The 16,937-nt window shown below is 33.6% G+C and carries 18 protein-coding genes and 1 riboswitch; of the genes, 10 read left to right on the top strand and 8 right to left on the bottom strand.

Annotated elements, in window-relative coordinates:
* Positions 1–183: 183 nt before the first annotated feature.
* The 4 genes from NKR20_RS01665 (at position 184) to NKR20_RS19365 (ending at position 3,243) form a co-directional block, all read left to right on the top strand.
* The gene (locus tag NKR20_RS01665) at positions 184–1,038 is read left to right on the top strand and encodes a ParA family protein (protein ID WP_211330866.1); all 855 of its coding nucleotides are present in this window, start codon (positions 184–186) and stop codon (positions 1,036–1,038) included.
* Between the two features lie 182 nt (positions 1,039–1,220).
* Positions 1,221–1,424 carry a hypothetical protein gene (locus NKR20_RS01670; protein ID WP_253423057.1) on the top strand — a complete coding sequence of 68 codons (204 nt, stop codon included), beginning with the start codon at positions 1,221–1,223 and terminating at the stop codon, positions 1,422–1,424.
* Between the two features lie 302 nt (positions 1,425–1,726).
* The gene (locus NKR20_RS01675; protein ID WP_253423059.1) at positions 1,727–3,025 is read left to right on the top strand and encodes a sensor histidine kinase; all 1,299 of its coding nucleotides are present in this window, start codon (positions 1,727–1,729) and stop codon (positions 3,023–3,025) included.
* An 89-nt stretch (positions 3,026–3,114) separates the two neighbouring features.
* Entirely contained in the window at positions 3,115–3,243 is a 129-nt protein-coding gene (locus tag NKR20_RS19365) for a hypothetical protein (protein ID WP_301285875.1), read from the top strand.
* Positions 3,244–3,387: 144 nt separating this feature from the next.
* Here NKR20_RS19365 and NKR20_RS01680 read toward each other — a convergent pair whose 3' ends face one another.
* The 6 genes from NKR20_RS01680 to NKR20_RS01705 form a co-directional block, all read right to left on the bottom strand.
* A complete protein-coding gene (locus tag NKR20_RS01680) occupies positions 3,388–3,612 on the bottom strand; it encodes a hypothetical protein (RefSeq protein ID WP_253423062.1) in 225 nt (74 codons plus the stop codon).
* Positions 3,613–3,615: 3 nt separating this feature from the next.
* Entirely contained in the window at positions 3,616–3,936 is a 321-nt protein-coding gene (locus NKR20_RS01685) for a YbjQ family protein (protein ID WP_121213534.1), read from the bottom strand.
* 256 nt (positions 3,937–4,192) lie between these two features.
* On the bottom strand, positions 4,193–4,666 hold the full coding sequence (locus NKR20_RS01690) for a DUF2062 domain-containing protein (protein ID WP_121213535.1): 474 nt from the start codon (positions 4,664–4,666) through the stop codon (positions 4,193–4,195).
* A 385-nt stretch (positions 4,667–5,051) separates the two neighbouring features.
* Entirely contained in the window at positions 5,052–5,732 is a 681-nt protein-coding gene (gene pssA / locus NKR20_RS01695) for a CDP-diacylglycerol--serine O-phosphatidyltransferase (RefSeq protein WP_121213537.1), read from the bottom strand.
* A gap of 174 nt (positions 5,733–5,906) precedes the next feature.
* Positions 5,907–6,299, bottom strand: a complete 393-nt coding sequence (locus tag NKR20_RS01700) for a (deoxy)nucleoside triphosphate pyrophosphohydrolase (RefSeq protein WP_253423065.1) — start codon at positions 6,297–6,299, stop codon at positions 5,907–5,909.
* A 353-nt stretch (positions 6,300–6,652) separates the two neighbouring features.
* Complete coding sequence (locus tag NKR20_RS01705) at positions 6,653–8,620, bottom strand: methyl-accepting chemotaxis protein (protein ID WP_253423068.1); 1,968 nt, start codon at positions 8,618–8,620, stop codon at positions 6,653–6,655.
* Between the two features lie 240 nt (positions 8,621–8,860).
* Here NKR20_RS01705 and NKR20_RS01710 point away from each other — a divergent pair, with 240 nt between their 5' ends.
* Positions 8,861–9,193: a hypothetical protein gene (locus NKR20_RS01710; RefSeq protein WP_253423070.1), complete on the top strand. Its 333-nt coding sequence runs from the start codon at positions 8,861–8,863 to the stop codon at positions 9,191–9,193.
* A 98-nt stretch (positions 9,194–9,291) separates the two neighbouring features.
* The gene (locus NKR20_RS01715) at positions 9,292–10,848 is read left to right on the top strand and encodes an alkaline phosphatase family protein (protein WP_253423072.1); all 1,557 of its coding nucleotides are present in this window, start codon (positions 9,292–9,294) and stop codon (positions 10,846–10,848) included.
* Positions 10,849–10,898: 50 nt separating this feature from the next.
* Here NKR20_RS01715 and NKR20_RS01720 read toward each other — a convergent pair whose 3' ends face one another.
* Together NKR20_RS01720 and NKR20_RS01725 are read right to left on the bottom strand one after the other, a co-directional pair.
* The gene (locus NKR20_RS01720) at positions 10,899–11,942 is read right to left on the bottom strand and encodes a DUF4030 domain-containing protein (RefSeq protein WP_253423074.1); all 1,044 of its coding nucleotides are present in this window, start codon (positions 11,940–11,942) and stop codon (positions 10,899–10,901) included.
* Positions 11,932–12,504, bottom strand: a complete 573-nt coding sequence (locus NKR20_RS01725; RefSeq protein ID WP_253423076.1) for a sigma-70 family RNA polymerase sigma factor — start codon at positions 12,502–12,504, stop codon at positions 11,932–11,934. Before NKR20_RS01725 ends, NKR20_RS01720 begins: the two co-directional genes overlap by 11 nt.
* Before the next feature lie 162 nt (positions 12,505–12,666).
* Between NKR20_RS01725 and NKR20_RS01730 the strand changes: the two genes are divergently transcribed.
* The 4 genes from NKR20_RS01730 (at position 12,667) to NKR20_RS01745 (ending at position 16,934) form a co-directional block, all read left to right on the top strand.
* A complete protein-coding gene (locus NKR20_RS01730) occupies positions 12,667–13,209 on the top strand; it encodes a hypothetical protein (RefSeq protein WP_121213549.1) in 543 nt (180 codons plus the stop codon).
* A 70-nt stretch (positions 13,210–13,279) separates the two neighbouring features.
* Positions 13,280–13,482, top strand: a riboswitch (cobalamin riboswitch).
* Between the two features lie 146 nt (positions 13,483–13,628).
* The gene (locus tag NKR20_RS01735) at positions 13,629–14,621 is read left to right on the top strand and encodes an ABC transporter substrate-binding protein (protein WP_121213551.1); all 993 of its coding nucleotides are present in this window, start codon (positions 13,629–13,631) and stop codon (positions 14,619–14,621) included.
* Positions 14,584–15,648, top strand: a complete 1,065-nt coding sequence (locus NKR20_RS01740) for a FecCD family ABC transporter permease (protein WP_121213552.1) — start codon at positions 14,584–14,586, stop codon at positions 15,646–15,648. Before NKR20_RS01735 ends, NKR20_RS01740 begins: the two co-directional genes overlap by 38 nt.
* On the top strand, positions 15,645–16,934 hold the full coding sequence (locus tag NKR20_RS01745) for an ABC transporter ATP-binding protein (protein WP_121213553.1): 1,290 nt from the start codon (positions 15,645–15,647) through the stop codon (positions 16,932–16,934). The genes NKR20_RS01740 and NKR20_RS01745 overlap by 4 nt, the downstream gene beginning before the upstream one ends.
* The last annotated feature ends 3 nt before the right edge of the window (positions 16,935–16,937 follow it).

The following is a 16,937-nucleotide window of genomic DNA, read 5'->3' on the forward strand; positions in this document are numbered from 1 at the left end:
ATCAGTGTCTTCTTTTATTTCTTTGACAAAGAATTAATATAAATGAGGATATTCGTCAAAGATTTCATTTTATTTCCCGAGAAATGTCTATAAATGCGTTTATTGATTTCCAGTTTTGTTAATGAAAATAGTAAATCTATCATAAATTGTAGATAACAGTTATCGGAAAGGGGCGAGCGACTATTGGCTATTGTAATTTCTACAATTAACTTAAAAGGTGGCGTGGCAAAAACTACAACAACAGTTGGCCTTGCAGAAATGCTTACATCAGAATTTAAGAAAAAAGTATTAGTTATTGATTTAGATCCTCAAACGAATGCTACTTTAATGTTGATAGGTGAAAACAAATGGAAAGATTTAAACGAGGACGGTTATACAATTGCTACAATTTTTGAAGAAGCATTAGACCCCGATGAAGTAAAATTTATTTTAGAAAAAACAATACAAAAAAGTGTTTCAAATATTTCATCTATAAAAAACTTAGATTTACTACCATCAAGTTTGGATTTAATGGATGTTCAAGAGCGTATTGCAAAAATGGCGACAGGACCATTTCATGAAACGAATCCAATAGAAATTCTTAAAAAAGCTATCCGTCCAATAAATTATCATTATGATTATATTTTAATTGATTGTCCTCCAAACCTTGACATCATTACTTTAAACGGCTTACGAATTTCAAACGGCTATCTCATTCCAACCGTACCTGATATCCTCTCTACATATGGAATTCCCCAAATTGTTAAACGAGTTAAAGAGTTTGCTAGAAATTTAGATATAAAATTAGAATCATTAGGTATTGTAGTGACAAAATATAAAGAAAATTCGAAAATTCATAAAAGCACTTTAGAGTTATTAAAAAATGAATCCGATGCACCTTTATTTGATTCAATTTTTAAAGAAAACAATCAGATGGCAAATGCAGCAGATTTTACAAAGTATTATAGTACCTTTAAAGAAAAATGGGGGTATGATAGCCAATCACAAGCTTTTTATAATCTGGCAAAACAAATTGTCGAAAGGTATGAAAGAAAATAATGATTCATTTAAGATAGCCTGTATCATTATGTTTAAAAAATTATGTAGTAGATTATTGTAAATAAAACCATAGCTTTTCCTGAGATAAAATCGTCTAATTGGGACAAACTATTTTATGAAAAGCAGACAATCTATTTTGGTCTTGTCTGAATTTTTCATTCAAATCAATGAGGAGGATAGCTATGGCAAATAAAGAAGCGAACAATAAAAATAACAAAGTAAATGTTTATGGTGCAAAAAATAATCAGAATCAGAAGGCCAAAAACAACAATGAAGAGTTTGCTTCTGAATTCCAAGTAGACAACAATCGGCGGCCTGAAGCAGCTTTCGATCGAAATTCGTTCGAACAGGAAAGACCTGTAAGTGAACGAACTGCATGGAACTAACTGTTTGGTAGCTATACAGAGCATTGATTTTAAGGCTAAAGAGGAAACTCTTTAGTCTTTTATTAATTATTCTGTCCCAACTAAGCAAAAATATGATTGAGATTTGAGCACTATTGACAATAATTAGTCACATCTTAAAATAAAATCAACAACATTATAAATTTCTTCCAGAAAAACTTGGCTAATAAATAGGGCATTAAAATTATTTATAGTAATAACACTAGACAATACTAAAACTATAAAATAGTATACATAGTGATGTTTTTACTAGATATATAAATAAAATAAGGAAATTTTGTTTAATGAAAAGAAAAATAATCTTAATTCTTTCTACTATTCTTATACTTGTTTTTACAAGCCTTAGTTTTCTTGCAATTAATTTCCGAATGAAAGTCACAGTAGAAGATGCAGTCGTCAATCATAATTTAGAAGTTGCTAAAGGACTGGCTAGTGATTTAGATATAGAAACTTATAAAAAGTTCCTGGAGAATCAAGAAGAAAACCAATACTATTGGAAAATTCGGAGTGAGTTGAACGAATTTAGGGATAAAGTAGGTGCACTATATGTTTATACATTGGACATAGATAATCCTGAAGTTTCGAAAACCTTAATTGTTGGTATGCCTAGAAATATTCATTTTCCAATAGGAACAAATTGTACTGTACCAAAAAAATATGTAGAACGAGCATTTTTATATAACGAACCCTATGTAACAAAAGAAATTCATGATCCTGAATATGGTACATATATGTCTGTTGGAGTACCGATTAAAGATGAATCCGGAGATGTATTAGGGTATTTGGGTATGGATATTAGTTCAGCATCGATTAATCATATTGAGAAAGCGGTTATTAAAGATCGTGTTGTTATCTTTATATTTATTGGGTTGTTCATAATTATTATCATTGTATCTTTTTTATATTTACAAAGATGGTATCAAAAAGAAGTTACAAAAGAAGTAGGGTATGCAGAAAATACATATCAATCAGAATTAAGCACGCTTATTGCATCTGTTTCTTCATTTAGACATGACTATATTAATCATATCCAAGTCATTCAAGGGTTACTTCAAATTGGCGCATACGATAAAGCATTAGAATATGTAACATCCCTTAATAAAGAAGTTAGTATGATTGAAAAGTTGAAACTAAATATCGACCATCCTGGATTAGCGATTTTATTACAGACGAAAAAAATAGCTGCGGAAAACTATCAAATAGATATGGATTTTGATATTTCTCAAAACGCCTTTGACCATATCAAGTCAATTGATTTGATAAAAATCTTATCTAACTTAATAGATAACGCCATTGAAGCAACAATGGAACTTCCAGAGAGTAATAGAAAAATAGAGGTAATTTGTACTGCTGAGGCTACGAAATATATTTTTCAAGTAACAAATACAAGCATAAAGAAAATAGAACCCGATCTTATTTTTAAACAAGGCTATACAACGAAAGATAGGGACGTTAAAAAGATAAGAGGGCAAGGGTTGTACATTGTTAAAGAAATTGTTAAAAAGAATAAAGGATTCATTTCAATTAAATCAACTGACGATGATATGAAGGTAATCGCAAAAGTTGAAATTCCGATTAAGTAGTGACAATTTCTAGTTTTGAAATAAACTTATAATTTTTACTCAAATAGCTAAAAATAAGGGAAACCTTTTTTTGAAGAGAGTGAGTATGAATGAAGAGAGTAGTACTGGGATTAATTTGCCTTCTTATTTTTACAACGGCTTGTACTGATAATGGGGATGAAACACCCGTTGAGGCAAATTCAACAAATTCAGCAGTTAATGCAGGTCTAGAAGTTTAAAACCTTTCTATGTATATACAAGGGATTGGAAATAGGGCATTCGGAATGTGTGGACATTCTGAATGCTTTTTTATTACGGGAGATATATTAAAAAGGGCATGGAAATGTATTTCACACCCTTTTGTTTCAAGTTTTTATTGTTTATTAGTCTTCCTTGTAAAATCTTTCACCAGTTTCGGGGTTGAAATAAACGACTAATTTTTTTCCTGTAGTTGGGTCAATTGATATTTCATTTGTACGTACAAAACCTTTAGGTACTTGCTTCCCATGTTTTTTCTTGAAGCGGCGATCATAAATTAGATAAGATAAAATAATTAATAAAATGAGAATGACAAGTTGAACACCGTAAAATCCTATAATCCACTTCATTTGTTATGCCTTATCAATTTTAACAGCCGTTCCATAGGCGATGATTTCACTCATGTTTTGGCCGATTTCACCAGAGTCAAAGCGCATCATTACGATTGCATCAGCTCCCATTGCTGCAGCATTTTTTACCATGCGATCGATGGCTTGTTTTCTTGCATCTTCAAGCATTTCCGTATATTGATTAATTTCCCCACCAACTAGTCCCTTTAATGAAGCGACAATATCTTTTCCAATTCCTCTAGCTCGTACTGTTAGCCCAAATACTGGACCTAAAACTTCAGTTACTTTGTAATTTGGAATATTTTCTGTTGTAACGATAATCATTTAGATTCACTCCCCTTAATTTAGTCAATACATTGTTATTATATTACTTATATGGTTGGGTAAACCACATTATTATAAAATACACTTCTCTCTAACAAGATTGAACAGGGAATTAGTATAAACACTTTGATATTGGATGAAAATGTAAGATGAACATAAACTAGTAATCTAAAATAAACTGCCCCGTAAAAGTTAGACAAAAATCTAATTTTTACGGGGCAGTTCAAATATAGTGCTGGCTTTTTTATTCTATAGTTCATCTTAATTTATTTAATATTGTTACCCGATATTTTTTGAATAGAAAAAATGTCATGAAGTAAATTAAGATTGAGGAGAGTACTATATTTATTATTGCACCAGTTAGAAATAGCACTCCACTCGTATGAGATTTGAAAAATCCTGAAAGTGTATGTTGAATAGCTGTTGAATACTCTACTTCTTCAAGTGTATCAACTTTAGGTTTTCTATCTAATAGAAAGCCTCCAATCATGTAATTTAATATAAAAAGTAGTGGCCAAATTGGAGTACCTATCACACCGCCTACAAATGCTGAAATGGGATTTGATCTAGTTAATTTTGCTAGACCAATAGAAAGTACAGGGCCAAAACCAAACAGTGGAATCCAACTTGGTATAAAACCCATAGTAAGGCCTAAAGCTACTTGATGTGGACTAGATTTTAAGCGAAATAAACGAATAAGGTAATATTTAATTCTCCTTCTTATTTTCATTCTTTGATTATCCCTTCTTATTATGCAGAAAATGGAATTTTGTATTTCGCAATTGAATTGTGAGCCACTTCGCAACTAAAAAAATGAGCCATTTTCATGGACAAGATAAAGTTAGTAGCAAGTTTATCAGTAGGCTTTACATGGAGCCTCTGCGGGCATGATTCGCGCTTAAAGGGCGTAGTAGCAAGGATTTAACGCCCGCACAAGGGTATCATGCCCGCCACTCCAAATAAAGCCGAGGTGTTCTTCTGGAAAAGACAGAGTGTATTAAGTGGCTCACTGGCTCAATTAACAAGTGGTTCAATATTCGGTTGCGATATACAGAATTTTTCGTAAAAATAAACTACAACCTAAGGGAAAGTTGTAGCTGTAGACAATGGAATGTTTATTTTTTGTTTTTTACAAATTGATAAAGTACATAAATAATATACGTAGGTGCTGCAATATAGATTAAGTAAGGAAATTTCCCATAAGTATTTTTGAATAATATAAATAATAAACATCCTAAAAAAATCGTAACAATTGTACCGTACTTAGGTAAAGGAACATCTTTTAAACTTGGAATTTTAAGTTTACTAACCATTAAAAAGCAAAGCGCAGTAAAAATAACTGCTGTTATTATATTCGGAATCAGGTGGTTGAACAAGGACAATAATGCTAATATGCCACCAGCGGCTGTAATTGGAACACCGATAAAGTAGTGTTGTGATGACTTATTACTGCTAATATTGAATCTTGCTAATCGGAAGGCACCAAACAAAGGGAATAATCCAGCAATCGCTAATCCAAGTAATTCTAACTGGTAAAAGTAAGTATAATACATTAGAAATGATGGTGCGATTCCAAATGTAACGATGTCAGCTAAAGAGTCTAACTCTTTTCCTAAAGTACTATCGGCATTGAAGATCCTCGCTAATCTGCCGTCCATACTATCTAACATCATGCCTATTATTATTAATATTGCTGCGTTTTTATAATGACTATTTGCAGCAAAACCTATTGATAGAAAACCACAATACAAGTTGCCTAATGTTAACATATTGGGGATAGCCTTTTTAATGCGCAAACTCAATCACCTACTATTGAAAAAAATGGATATACTAACTTTACGAATCTTTAAATTTTAACATCTAAAATTGAATGTGTCGAGAAATGTCCTTGCGCTAAAAATGAATGGGTTCCCCATGACATCATATTGAAACGATGGATAGGATAGAACAAGACTAACACTTGTGATTTTTTAGTTCTTACATATCTTTTCTAATGCGGGAATATCAGCAGGGGCAAATTCAAGTTTCTTAAGTTTATCTCGTGCCACCCATCTTGCATCTGCGTGTTCCATTGCAATAGGTACTCCAGCGATTAAATTTGCTTTAAATGTTTGTAATCTTACAATGACATCCTCATATTCCCATGTTGTGTCTTCTACTTTTTCTCCAACATTAATAACACAGTCGAACTCTTCTTTAATTTCCCGAACTAATGCTTTTTCTGGAGTTTCACCATTTTCAATTTTACCGCTGGGGAACTCCCAATAATTTGGTAATGACATATTTGGTCCTCTTAGAGCACAAAAGACTTCATGTTGATCATTTTCAATAATTGCTGCAACCACATGGAGAAGTTTCTTCATGTATTTCACCTATTTCATAAATTGATTTTTGAAAATCAAAAGTAGATGTTTATTATAGACAATAATTATGTTCAATATCAAAAGTACGCAGGAGAATAACTATGGAGCTAATGAAAAAGGGGAGCAGTATCATACTGTAATCAACATAAGGAAAGGAGTTGTCTGAAAAGTCATTTTGAGACAACTCCTTTGTAACTGACGCTACCGCTTTCGTCACAGATAAATTGCGACGAGGATAGTGGAAATTTATTTCGACTACCGCAGGAGTAATAATTCATAAGAAATATTTATCAAGAAAGAAAAGAGGTGTCCAAAAAATTATTACTTTTTGGACACCTCCATATTAGTTCTTTTTAATATTTGAATTTAGATAGATTGCTTTTTAGAGCTTCAGCTAAAGTTGTGAGTGATTGCGCTGAGGAAGAAACGTTTTCCATTGCAGCCAATTGTTCTTCTGAAGAAGCAGCAATTTCCTCCGTAATGGATGCAGATTTTTGTGCCATGTCTGCTGCATCACTAGCAATGGTTGCATTGATTTGAATATTCTCTGCAAGTTGTTTTGCCGTTGCTGAAATTTCCTCCATTTGTGGTGTTATTTCTTTTGTACTTTTAATGATTTCATTAAATTTCTGGATTGTCTCTTGAGAAATTTGAACACCAGCTTGAACATCATTATTGACTTTTAACATTGTTTGTACGGTGTTTTCTGTGTCGTTTTGAATTGTGTGTACGATTGTATTTATTTCTTGTACCGATTTTTGTGATTGTTCTGCGAGTTTTCTAACCTCATCAGCAACAACTGAAAATCCTTTTCCATGCTCTCCAGCACGGGCTGCTTCAATTGCAGCATTTAATGAAAGTAGATTTGTTTGTTCTGCAATTTCAGTTATTACTGCTAAAATGGAGCTTACTTTTTTTGTACTTTCATATAAGGATTCCATCATTTTATTGGATTCAGTAACAGATTCATGAATAGAATTCATTTGTTCAACATTGTTTTCTACTACTTTTTCACCTTCTTCAGCTTGTAACAATGTATTATAGGATAATTTTGTTACAACGGAAGAAGAATTAGAAATTTCTACAGTATTGTGTAAAAAGTCGTTTAACAGTTCAGAACTTTGTTTCGCACCGTATGCTTGTTTTTCAACATTACTTGCTACCTCTTGAATAGAAGAAGCTACTTGTTGACTAGCAGCTGTTGTCTCCTCTGAAATCGCAGATAGTTGTTCAGATGAAGCAGCTACTTCCTCAGCACTCATCTCGACTTGTTGGACAAGTACTCGTAGACTATTTTGCATCTCGTTGAAAGCTGTTGCTAAATGACCAATTTCATCATTAGTTTTGATTTGGATTTGTTCCGTTAAATCACCTTTACTTACAGTAATAGCTTTTTCTTTTAAGACTTTTAGTGGTTTAATAATCGATCTGATAACAAAGTACATCGTGCAACCACCTAATATAAGTGCAATAACAATGATAATTATCATGTTATGTAAAATAGGAGCAGCTGCTTGCTTTATTTCTGAGTAAACTAAAGTTCCGCCAATTTTCCATCCTGTTAATTCATTTGTATGGAAACTCATATATTTCTTTTCGTTATCTTGAACAAAGTCAAAGGCACCTTCATTTGCTTCAAACATTTTTTTATAATATTCTTCTTCAGCTGGAGCGGCTGGTTCTTCGGTTGGATGAGCAATAAAGGTTTGGCTTTTATCGATAAGTAAAGCGTGGCCACTTTCACCGATTTGAACATTTTCAATTAAATCCTGAAGATGTTTAATATTAAGATCAAGTCCTACCACACCTTCTCCATCAGCGGTAGTTTTTGAAATGGTTACAACCATATCCCCAGTCGTTATATCTGGATAGGGCTCTGAAATAATAATTTGTCCATTATTTTCAACGGACTCTTTATACCAATCTCTTATTCTTGGGTCATAATCTGAAGTATCAGTAATAATCGGTTCTTCTATAAAATCACCTTCACTAGTTCCAACATAGATACTAAAAATTTCAGGATGCAACTTTGAGTACTGTGCGAGTTCTTTACGTAGCTCCGTAGTGCTTTCACCTTGATAGGAAGCAGTAGTAATTTCTTTTGAGAATGTTTCAATATCAAAAATGCTAGAATTGATTGTTTGATCAATAGAACTGTTTAGTAAGTTAAGGTTTGCATCAATATTATCGGTTATTGCTTTTGTAACTTCTTTTTCAGCTTTTAAGTAACCGAAAACCCCTACAGCTATCGTTGGAATAATAAGAAAGAATGAAAATGTTAGGATTAATTTGGTTTTAATATGATTAAGTTTTTTAAACATACTTGTCTTTTATTCTCCTTCTTTAAATTAACATTTGATATAGAAAACCATTATGTATATTAACACAATTAGTAAAGTAATAATAAGGAAATGTAGGGATTTTGCAGAAAAAAATAGTATTTTTAACGAAGCGTTAAAATTCAGAAAATACAGGGAAATGTATTCCTGATTCTTTAGAGAGTTGGATGTAGGTGAGGGTCAAATCCGTATTCTTTTTATTAAGGGGTAGTTATTGTATGATTGGCTTTAGTAATTAAATTGTTTTCAATGGGAAAAGTAAGGGGAGACCATATGCCAGCCGCTATTATTGTTTTAGTATTAGCCATTATTTCTGCAATTTTTTTAAGTCGTGGAAAAACTAATAAAAGGAAGTTCCTTATCTGGGGAATTGCAACGATTATTATCATTGCACCGCTTTTGTCGTGGGTTGCGGGTATATTATTTGGAATCAGTGTCGGTGATGGGTTTGCGGGAATGACCATCATGATTTATGGGTTTGTTTTTTTAGAAGTCGTTGGTTTTAGTATTTTATATTTCGGTATATTTAATCGTGAAAAATTAAAAGATATGTAATGAAGCGCTCTACAACATGGTAGAGGCGCTTTTTTATACATGATAAAAGCATTCAATATACATACTATTGTTTAATAAATTGGAATTTAGGTGAAACAATGGTGCGGAAAATTTTATTAATCATCGGTGCATTGTTGATTGTACTGATAGGTTTTGTAATGGCTTTATCCATCTCAAAGACTCGTGATATTTCTGATATCCAAATTACCTCAGATAAAAAACCGATTATTATTATTGCGGTAGATTCTTTAATGAGTAAACCTCTTCAAAAAGTGATAGCACAGGGGAAAGCTCCAGCATTTAAATATTTAATTGAAAATGGTGAATTCATTCCAAATATAGTTAGTTCTTATCCGACGATGTCCGTAACTATTGATAGTTCATTATTAACAGGTACTTTTGCTGATGAACATAATATACCAGGGCTAATTTGGTTTAACGAAGATGCAAATCGAATCGTTAGTTATGGGAGTGGACCTGGTGAAATTTGGAATACTGGAGTTCGTAATGTCGTTCAAGATAGTGTGATTCGATTGAATAATGAACATCTGAATTCTGAAACTACCACAATCTATGAAGATTTAGCAAAGCGTTCGATACAATCAGCCTCAATTAATGGTGTGATATATCGGGGAAGGGATGAGCATAAACTCAATGTTCCTGCACTAATATCAACAATGGCACTATTGCCAAAGGATGTGAAAGTTAAAGGGCCAGATATTCTATCCTTTGGCGTTTTATCACAATTAAGTCCAAATAATAACTTTCAAAAATTTGCTTGGGACAAGATGGGAGTTAGTAACGACTTTACGATTAATGAGTTCAAATTTTTATTAAAACAGAACCAACTACCACCTTTTACTTTAGCTTATTTTCCTGATGCAGATGCACGCATACACAGTAAGGGACCTGACAACCTGAAAGCCATTGAAAAATTGGATGAATCATTGCAAGAGATGCTTAATTCTTTTCCGACTTGGGAAGAGGCAATAGAGAAAGTAACTTGGATTATTGTTGGAGATAGTGGTCAATCTTATGTGAAAAAGGATAAGGATAAGTCATTAATTGATTTAAATAAACTACTTAGCAAATATTCATTTTGGGAACGGGACAATAAAAATGGTCAAATAGTTATTGCCGTAAATGAACGAATGGCCTATATCTATTTGAAAGATGAACAAATTGATTATAGAGAAGTTGTAAATATTTTGAAGCAGGATGAACGTATTGGTTTTATCTCTTGGAAGGAAGGTACACAAAACGTCGTAACAGCACCTCATAAAGAAGAGATGGTATTTTCTTCAAATGGTTCTTTAAAAGACGAATATAATCAAAATTGGGACATAAAAGGGGACACATCCATTTTGGATTTATCAGTTCAAAATGGAAAAATACAATATAACGATTACCCAGATGCACTTGCAAGACTAAACGGGGCACTCCATTCCCACAAAGGACGCTATATTATTGTGGATGCTTTACCTAATTATGAATTCATTGAAAATCACAGTTATGATCATGCAGGTGGGGGAGCTCACGGTTCATTGCACAAAGTAGATTCCCTTGTACCACTTATTATTACTGGAATAGATTCTAAGCCAAATACTCTCCGTATAGTAGATATAAAAAAATGGATTTTACAATTGCTGGAGTGAGTTAAATCTAAATTAAAATCGCGGCCTACAATCGTAAGCCGCGATTATTTTTAATTAAGTCTCTTTTTATCCTTACTCATAATAATTAAATCGTAAGGGTCGTTTCGAATATCTTTCGTTCTTTCATCATTTTTAAGAAATTGAGTGATTTCATTTTCAATTCTTTCAACAAGTTCATCAACATTTGGATCTGTTGATTTTATTGATGTTTTTAGTTTTATCATTAGAGGATAAGGATGGAAGGAATACGAAAAGCCGGTCACATTGAAATCCTTATTTTCCATTAATGCGCTACCGATAGCGTGAATATTTCCTCCCCAACGTAATTCCTGTTCTCGTGCCTTCATATCAATTTGTGTGATTCGCATTTTAAAATCATCGCCATATTTTGAAGAAGCTGTTTTTAATAACTCCTTTAATTGTTCCATTCTTTCTTTAGATTCCGTATTCGGGACAGCGACATAAATAAAATTCTGTACATTATTGACGCGGGCTTCAATTGGGAAAGCAGGTTCAAAATGATTTTCATCTAGAAGTGCCATAATCTCATCGTGTAAAGCTTCACTAGCTTTCTCCATTTGAACTGTTTCAGGGTCATCTTCTGGCCATGGAGTTACTTCACCAGCTTTTACATCGATTGAAAAGTGACCGAGATTTTTTTCTTGTAGGGCAGTATCTACATTTGACACTACTTCGTTTTTAATTACTTGAATTTCTTGATCTGTGCCAATTAACGTAATGGAAATCTTCTTCCCGTTAATTTGAAGATCTAGTAGTTGGTAGTTATGTTTATTCATCACATTATATACGGTATCATTTAAAGCAATGGTACGTTCTTGTTTATTAATAAATTCTGAAATATAAGGGATATTACTAACAACCTTAGCCATTGCAGGTGAAACATAAGTTGAAGCAATAAGTAGTGCAACCATTGCAAAGGTGATTGTTGCAGCTAAGGTCATTCTTTTAACAAACGTGTGGTGACTTTTTTTACTAGTTTCATGGATTTCTCCAACTTTTTTAAATACATATTCTTTATGCTTCTGCTCAAATTTAAGATCGTTTTGCTCTGGATAGTTCCATTTATTTTTCATCGATGATTTCCTCCTCTAACGTTACTTTTAAAGTAGCTCTTGCGCGGTGGAGTCTTGTTTTCACAGTGTTGCTTTTAATAGCTAAAAGTTCTGCAATCTCATCGATGGAAAAACCTTCATAGTAATAAAGAATTATGGACTCCCTTAACTTTGTTGGAAGTGCGAGTACTTTTTGAAACAATTCTTCATTTTCTTCACTTACTAAAAATTTTGACTCCGATGAATGACTACTACCTTTAAAAAATGATTGAAGTTTATCCCGATAATAAATATTTCGGTAAGACCAGCTTTTTAAATAATCTTTGCACTTATTAACCGTAATCCGATAAATCCATGTTTTATAAGTGGATCGTTGTTCGAAATTTTGAAGGTGCTTGTAACAACTTATAAATACTTCCTGCGAAATATCTTCTGCAATTTGTTTTTCTTTTACATACGTAAAGGCCAGTCTCATTACTAAGTCCCCATACTGTTCCATTAACCATTCCAGTTGTTCTTCCTTTGTCGCATGGTTCACTTCCTGGATGGTGGGGGATTTTAAATGTATTAATTTAGCATGCATTTTTAATTCCTCATTTTTGTTTTTATCAGTTAGACGGAGGTGGATAGAATACCGTTCCGTAAACATGTTATAGTAAAATGAAAAAAAGATATATTTGAAACTAATACCAAATCTGGCAATTACATTAATAGAGATATTAAGAGGGAATGTGAGGTATCGAATATGAAAAAACTTTTAGCCGTTAGCAGTCTAGTAGTTTTCTTATGTGGGTGTTCAGATCCTATTTCACTTCCAGAAGATTTAAAGTCAAATTTAGGAAAAGAAGAATTCGTTGAACCAGAGACATCAGAATACACTACATATGTAAAGTCGATTCGAGAATATATGTACTATAGAACACAAGCTGTATTAAATCACGACGTAAACTTGCTTTGGGATAGATATCCGGATTTAAAAAATAATATCGATCAGAAGACGGGAATTAATATCGAAAAAGACGAAATTGATTCGATGGATGATGTTATAGATGCTAACTATAGTATTGAAAGCTACGAACCAATTAAAGTTAAAAGGATTAACGAGCAAGAAGTAATTATACTAGTACATGGTAGCATTTCCTATGTGAAAAAAGACTTCGATGAAGCAGGTGGGGAATACTTGATAGAAGTTAATTTGCAAAAGAAAAGCGACCAATGGACAGTTGTAAAAACGGATGAATACCTCGAACATGAATATAAAGAATGGTTGGAGGAAAGGGAAAAATAACTTGGAAGTAAATTTTTTCTGACATTTACAAATACGTCGCTATCAACTATACTTCACTTTAGAACAAAAATGAATACGATACATATAGGTTTCTTAAATATTCGATTAAGAATGATTTAAGACTAAGAGGGAAGTTGGTGTAAATCCAACACGGTCCCGCCACTGTAAGCGAGTAGGAAGGTTACGCAATATCCACTGTGTTTTATAACATGGGAAGGAGTAACCGACTGTTGATTCGTAAGTCAGGAGACCTGCCTATTATGTAGTTTAAACTTCCTCGAGGAAAGGAATGTTTAAAGCGCAGGTAACCGAACTTAATTTTTGGTTATATACTTCTACATAAACTGCCTTTTTACAAAACGCTTTCCAAGAGGGATGGCGTTTTTTTTATTGTTCTAACGTAGAAGGAGGAATTTGAAATGAAAGAGATTTTCAAAAAGTTGGGACTGTTCACCGCGTTTCTACTGTTAAGTATTGGGTTACTTGCAGGGTGTGGTACGGACGATACTAACACACAAGATGACGCGGATACAAACGCAACTGAAGAAGCTAATGAGAAATCGGGAAATGTGTTCCCAGTAACGATAACAGATGATGCAAATAGGGAAATAACGATTGAAAAAGCACCTGAATCAATTGTTTCCATTCAAACAAGTAATACAGAAATTGCCTTTGCATTAGGGCTTGGAGATAAAATTATTGGTGTATCAGATTATTGTAACTATCCAGCTGAAACAGCCAACATTCAAAAAGTTGGTGGACAAGATATTAATGCAGAGCTTGTTTTAAGTTTAATGCCAGATATGGCGCTTGTAACAGATTATCACTACAATACCCATCCAAAAGTATTGCAACAATTTGAAGATGCAGGAATTAAAGTCATCGTAGTTGGAAGTGCAAGTTCATTTGATGATGTTTACGAGAAAATTAAAATGATTGGTACTGCTACGGGTACAAGTGATAAAGCAGAAGAAATTATTACGGACATGAAAGATCGTCACCAAGCAATCAAAGATAAGGCAATAGCTTCAGTGAAAGAGAAAAAACGTGTTTGGGTAGAAGTTTCACCAGCTCCAGATATTTTTACAACAGGTAAAAATACATTTATGCACGAAATGCTTGAGTCAATTCAAGCAACAAATGTTGCCGAAGACCAAGAAGGTTGGGTGAAATTAAACGAAGAGGAAATCGTTAAATTAAATCCAGATGCCATTATTACAACGTATGGATACTATATTGACAATCCAAGTGAACAAGTGCTTGCGCGGGAAGGATGGGCGGAAGTACCTGCTGTAAAAAACGGAGAGGTATTTGACGTTGATAACGATACGGTTACAAGACCTGGTCCTCGTTTAATTGAAGGAGTCGAGACACTTGCAAAACTTATCTATCCGGAAATTTTTAAACAATAAAACAATTTGGTTATACATTTTTAGCGGAGGGCTCCTACTTTGTACGGGCCTTCTTGGCTTATTTTTAAGTAGTGTGACAGTACCAATAGCAACAATTTTACATATCATTTCAGAAAAAACATTGGGTATGGGTTGGCTACAAGTTATTCCGAAAAATGAAGAAATGATTATTTGGAATATCCGTTTGCCCCGTGTCGTTCTTGCTTTTTGTGTTGGTGCTTCTTTAGCACTAGCAGGGGCAGCTTTCCAGGGGCTATTACGTAACCCATTAGCAGATCCTTATACCATTGGAGTTTCATCCGGGTCCTCACTTGGCGCGGTTCTTGTTTTGTTTTTCCAAGTATCTATTATTGGTTTAGGTAGTTTTACACTGCCAGTAGTTGCCATCGTAAGTGGTTTAACTACTCTACTTGTTGTATTTGGGTTAGTGCAATTAAGTAGTAGAAGTTTGGCAATTGAAACGATTATCTTAGCCGGTATTATTGTTAGCTCCTTTATTGGTGCACTTGTTTCCCTCATTATTTCATTAGGTGACAGAGATGTTATGACACAAATTATTTATTGGTTATATGGAAGTGTCGGTATGAGAGGGTGGGAATACGTTCAACTCATTATTCCATTCATGATAATTGGATCGATTATTTTATTTTATCATTATCGTGAACTAAATGCGTTAGCTCTTGGGGAGGAAACTGCCGATCATATTGGTGTGAATGTAAAAAGAGGAAAAGCTTTTATATTAGTAGGTGCGTCTTTATTGACCGGCTCAGCAGTAGCTGTTTCTGGGTCAATTGGATTTGTTGGACTTGTTGTTCCTCACTTAGTACGTCTTATAATTGGACCAAATCATCGCCATGTATTGCCGTTATCCTTAATAACTGGTGGTAGCTTTCTAATTTTAGCAGATTTACTGTCTAGGACAATAATTGCACCAACAGAACTTCCAATTGGTGTCGTTACTGCCTTAATTGGCGCACCTGTTTTTGCATTTTTATTAATTCGAGAAAAAAGGGGGAGAAGAGGATGATAAAAATTGAGAACTTAGTAGGTGGATATTCAAATGCTCCTGTACTGACAGGAATTAATTTAGAAATTCATAGAGGTGAGTTTTTTGCTCTACTTGGTCCAAACGGTAGTGGAAAAACAACTCTTTTCAAAATGATTACAGGGCAATTGCCAATCCAAAGTGGTAATGTTTTATTATCCGATAAAGAAATCTCCTCATACTCAAAAATTGAAAAAGCAAAAAAGGTAGCCGTTCTTACACAAGAAGTTCAAGTATCTTTTGATTATACGGTAGAGGAGATTATTAGTCTTGGTCGTTATCCACACCAAAAGGGATTATTAAAAAGTCTTTCAAAAGATGACCAACGTATTATTGAAGAAATGATGGATATTACAAAGATTAGTCATTTCAGAAAAACACAATTTAAAAAACTGAGTGGCGGTGAAAAGCAACGAGTTTTACTAGCAAAAGCTCTAGCCCAAGAACCAGAAGTTTTACTTTTAGACGAACCAACTAATCACTTAGATATTAAACATACATTTCAACTTTTAGATTTACTGAAAGAACGCCAAAAAACAAAAGGATTAACGATCTTTTCAATACTGCATGATTTGAATGTGGCAGCACTTTATGCAGATAGATTTGCCTTATTGCATAATGGAACCCTTAAAGAAGTGGGTGATGTGGAGTTATTACGGAAAGCGGAACAATTACAGGATGTGTACCAAGTGAAGGTGAATGCTCAATCACATCCAACTGTACCTAAGCCTCAACTGTTAATGACGCCAGAGTACTCAAAAGATATAGAGAATATAAGTTTCAAAGACTCCTATGAAATAAAAAAGAATGAAAACGTAACACATATACAATTTTCAAAACCGCTTAGAACAATGTCTAATGGAGCATTTGGTGAAGGAATCCAATGGTTTAAGCATTTCTATTTTACTGATAATACGGAGAAACACGGAATATCAAATGACAAGCAAGCTTGCATCGTTCCAACAGAAAATATCATGATAACGGAAAATTCACAAATGATGGCAGTAGTAGGTATGGAAAAGGGCTCATATAAAATATTGCTCTTTTTAGATGGTCATTTTTCAGACGGTGAACTTATCAATGGTTTTATGGCATTAACTGAAGGGAAGATGCATGCTGTAAAATGCTTAGATTCAAATTCGTTAGATACACAGCTCCTTGCGGTAACACAACAAGGAAGAAAAATAACTGCTCAAGAAATTAGAGAATTTATCTATAGTGCAATAACTAAAGCAACGGGTATGAAGTTGCGTTTAGAGGTGGGGTGAAAT

The organism is Ureibacillus endophyticus, from assembly GCF_024159215.1.
GTDB lineage: Bacteria > Bacillota > Bacilli > Bacillales_A > Planococcaceae > Ureibacillus > Ureibacillus endophyticus.

Excerpts from the sequence above, each read along its gene's own strand:
- NKR20_RS01715 (WP_253423072.1), top strand. The coding sequence starts at position 9,292 with ATGGTGCGGAAAATTTTATTAATCATCGGTGCATTGTTGATTGTACTG.
- NKR20_RS01690 (WP_121213535.1), bottom strand. The coding sequence starts at position 4,666 with ATGAAAATAAGAAGGAGAATTAAATATTACCTTATTCGTTTATTTCGC.
- NKR20_RS01675 (WP_253423059.1), top strand. The coding sequence starts at position 1,727 with ATGAAAAGAAAAATAATCTTAATTCTTTCTACTATTCTTATACTTGTT.
- NKR20_RS01680 (WP_253423062.1), bottom strand. The coding sequence starts at position 3,612 with ATGAAGTGGATTATAGGATTTTACGGTGTTCAACTTGTCATTCTCATT.
- NKR20_RS01745 (WP_121213553.1), top strand. The coding sequence starts at position 15,645 with ATGATAAAAATTGAGAACTTAGTAGGTGGATATTCAAATGCTCCTGTA.
- NKR20_RS01735 (WP_121213551.1), top strand. The coding sequence starts at position 13,629 with ATGAAAGAGATTTTCAAAAAGTTGGGACTGTTCACCGCGTTTCTACTG.
- NKR20_RS01725 (WP_253423076.1), bottom strand. The coding sequence starts at position 12,504 with ATGCATGCTAAATTAATACATTTAAAATCCCCCACCATCCAGGAAGTG.
- NKR20_RS01700 (WP_253423065.1), bottom strand. The coding sequence starts at position 6,299 with ATGAAGAAACTTCTCCATGTGGTTGCAGCAATTATTGAAAATGATCAA.
- NKR20_RS01730 (WP_121213549.1), top strand. The coding sequence starts at position 12,667 with ATGAAAAAACTTTTAGCCGTTAGCAGTCTAGTAGTTTTCTTATGTGGG.
- NKR20_RS01705 (WP_253423068.1), bottom strand. The coding sequence starts at position 8,620 with ATGTTTAAAAAACTTAATCATATTAAAACCAAATTAATCCTAACATTT.
- NKR20_RS01685 (WP_121213534.1), bottom strand. The coding sequence starts at position 3,936 with ATGATTATCGTTACAACAGAAAATATTCCAAATTACAAAGTAACTGAA.
- NKR20_RS19365 (WP_301285875.1), top strand. The coding sequence starts at position 3,115 with ATGAAGAGAGTAGTACTGGGATTAATTTGCCTTCTTATTTTTACAACG.
- NKR20_RS01670 (WP_253423057.1), top strand. The coding sequence starts at position 1,221 with ATGGCAAATAAAGAAGCGAACAATAAAAATAACAAAGTAAATGTTTAT.
- NKR20_RS01720 (WP_253423074.1), bottom strand. The coding sequence starts at position 11,942 with ATGAAAAATAAATGGAACTATCCAGAGCAAAACGATCTTAAATTTGAG.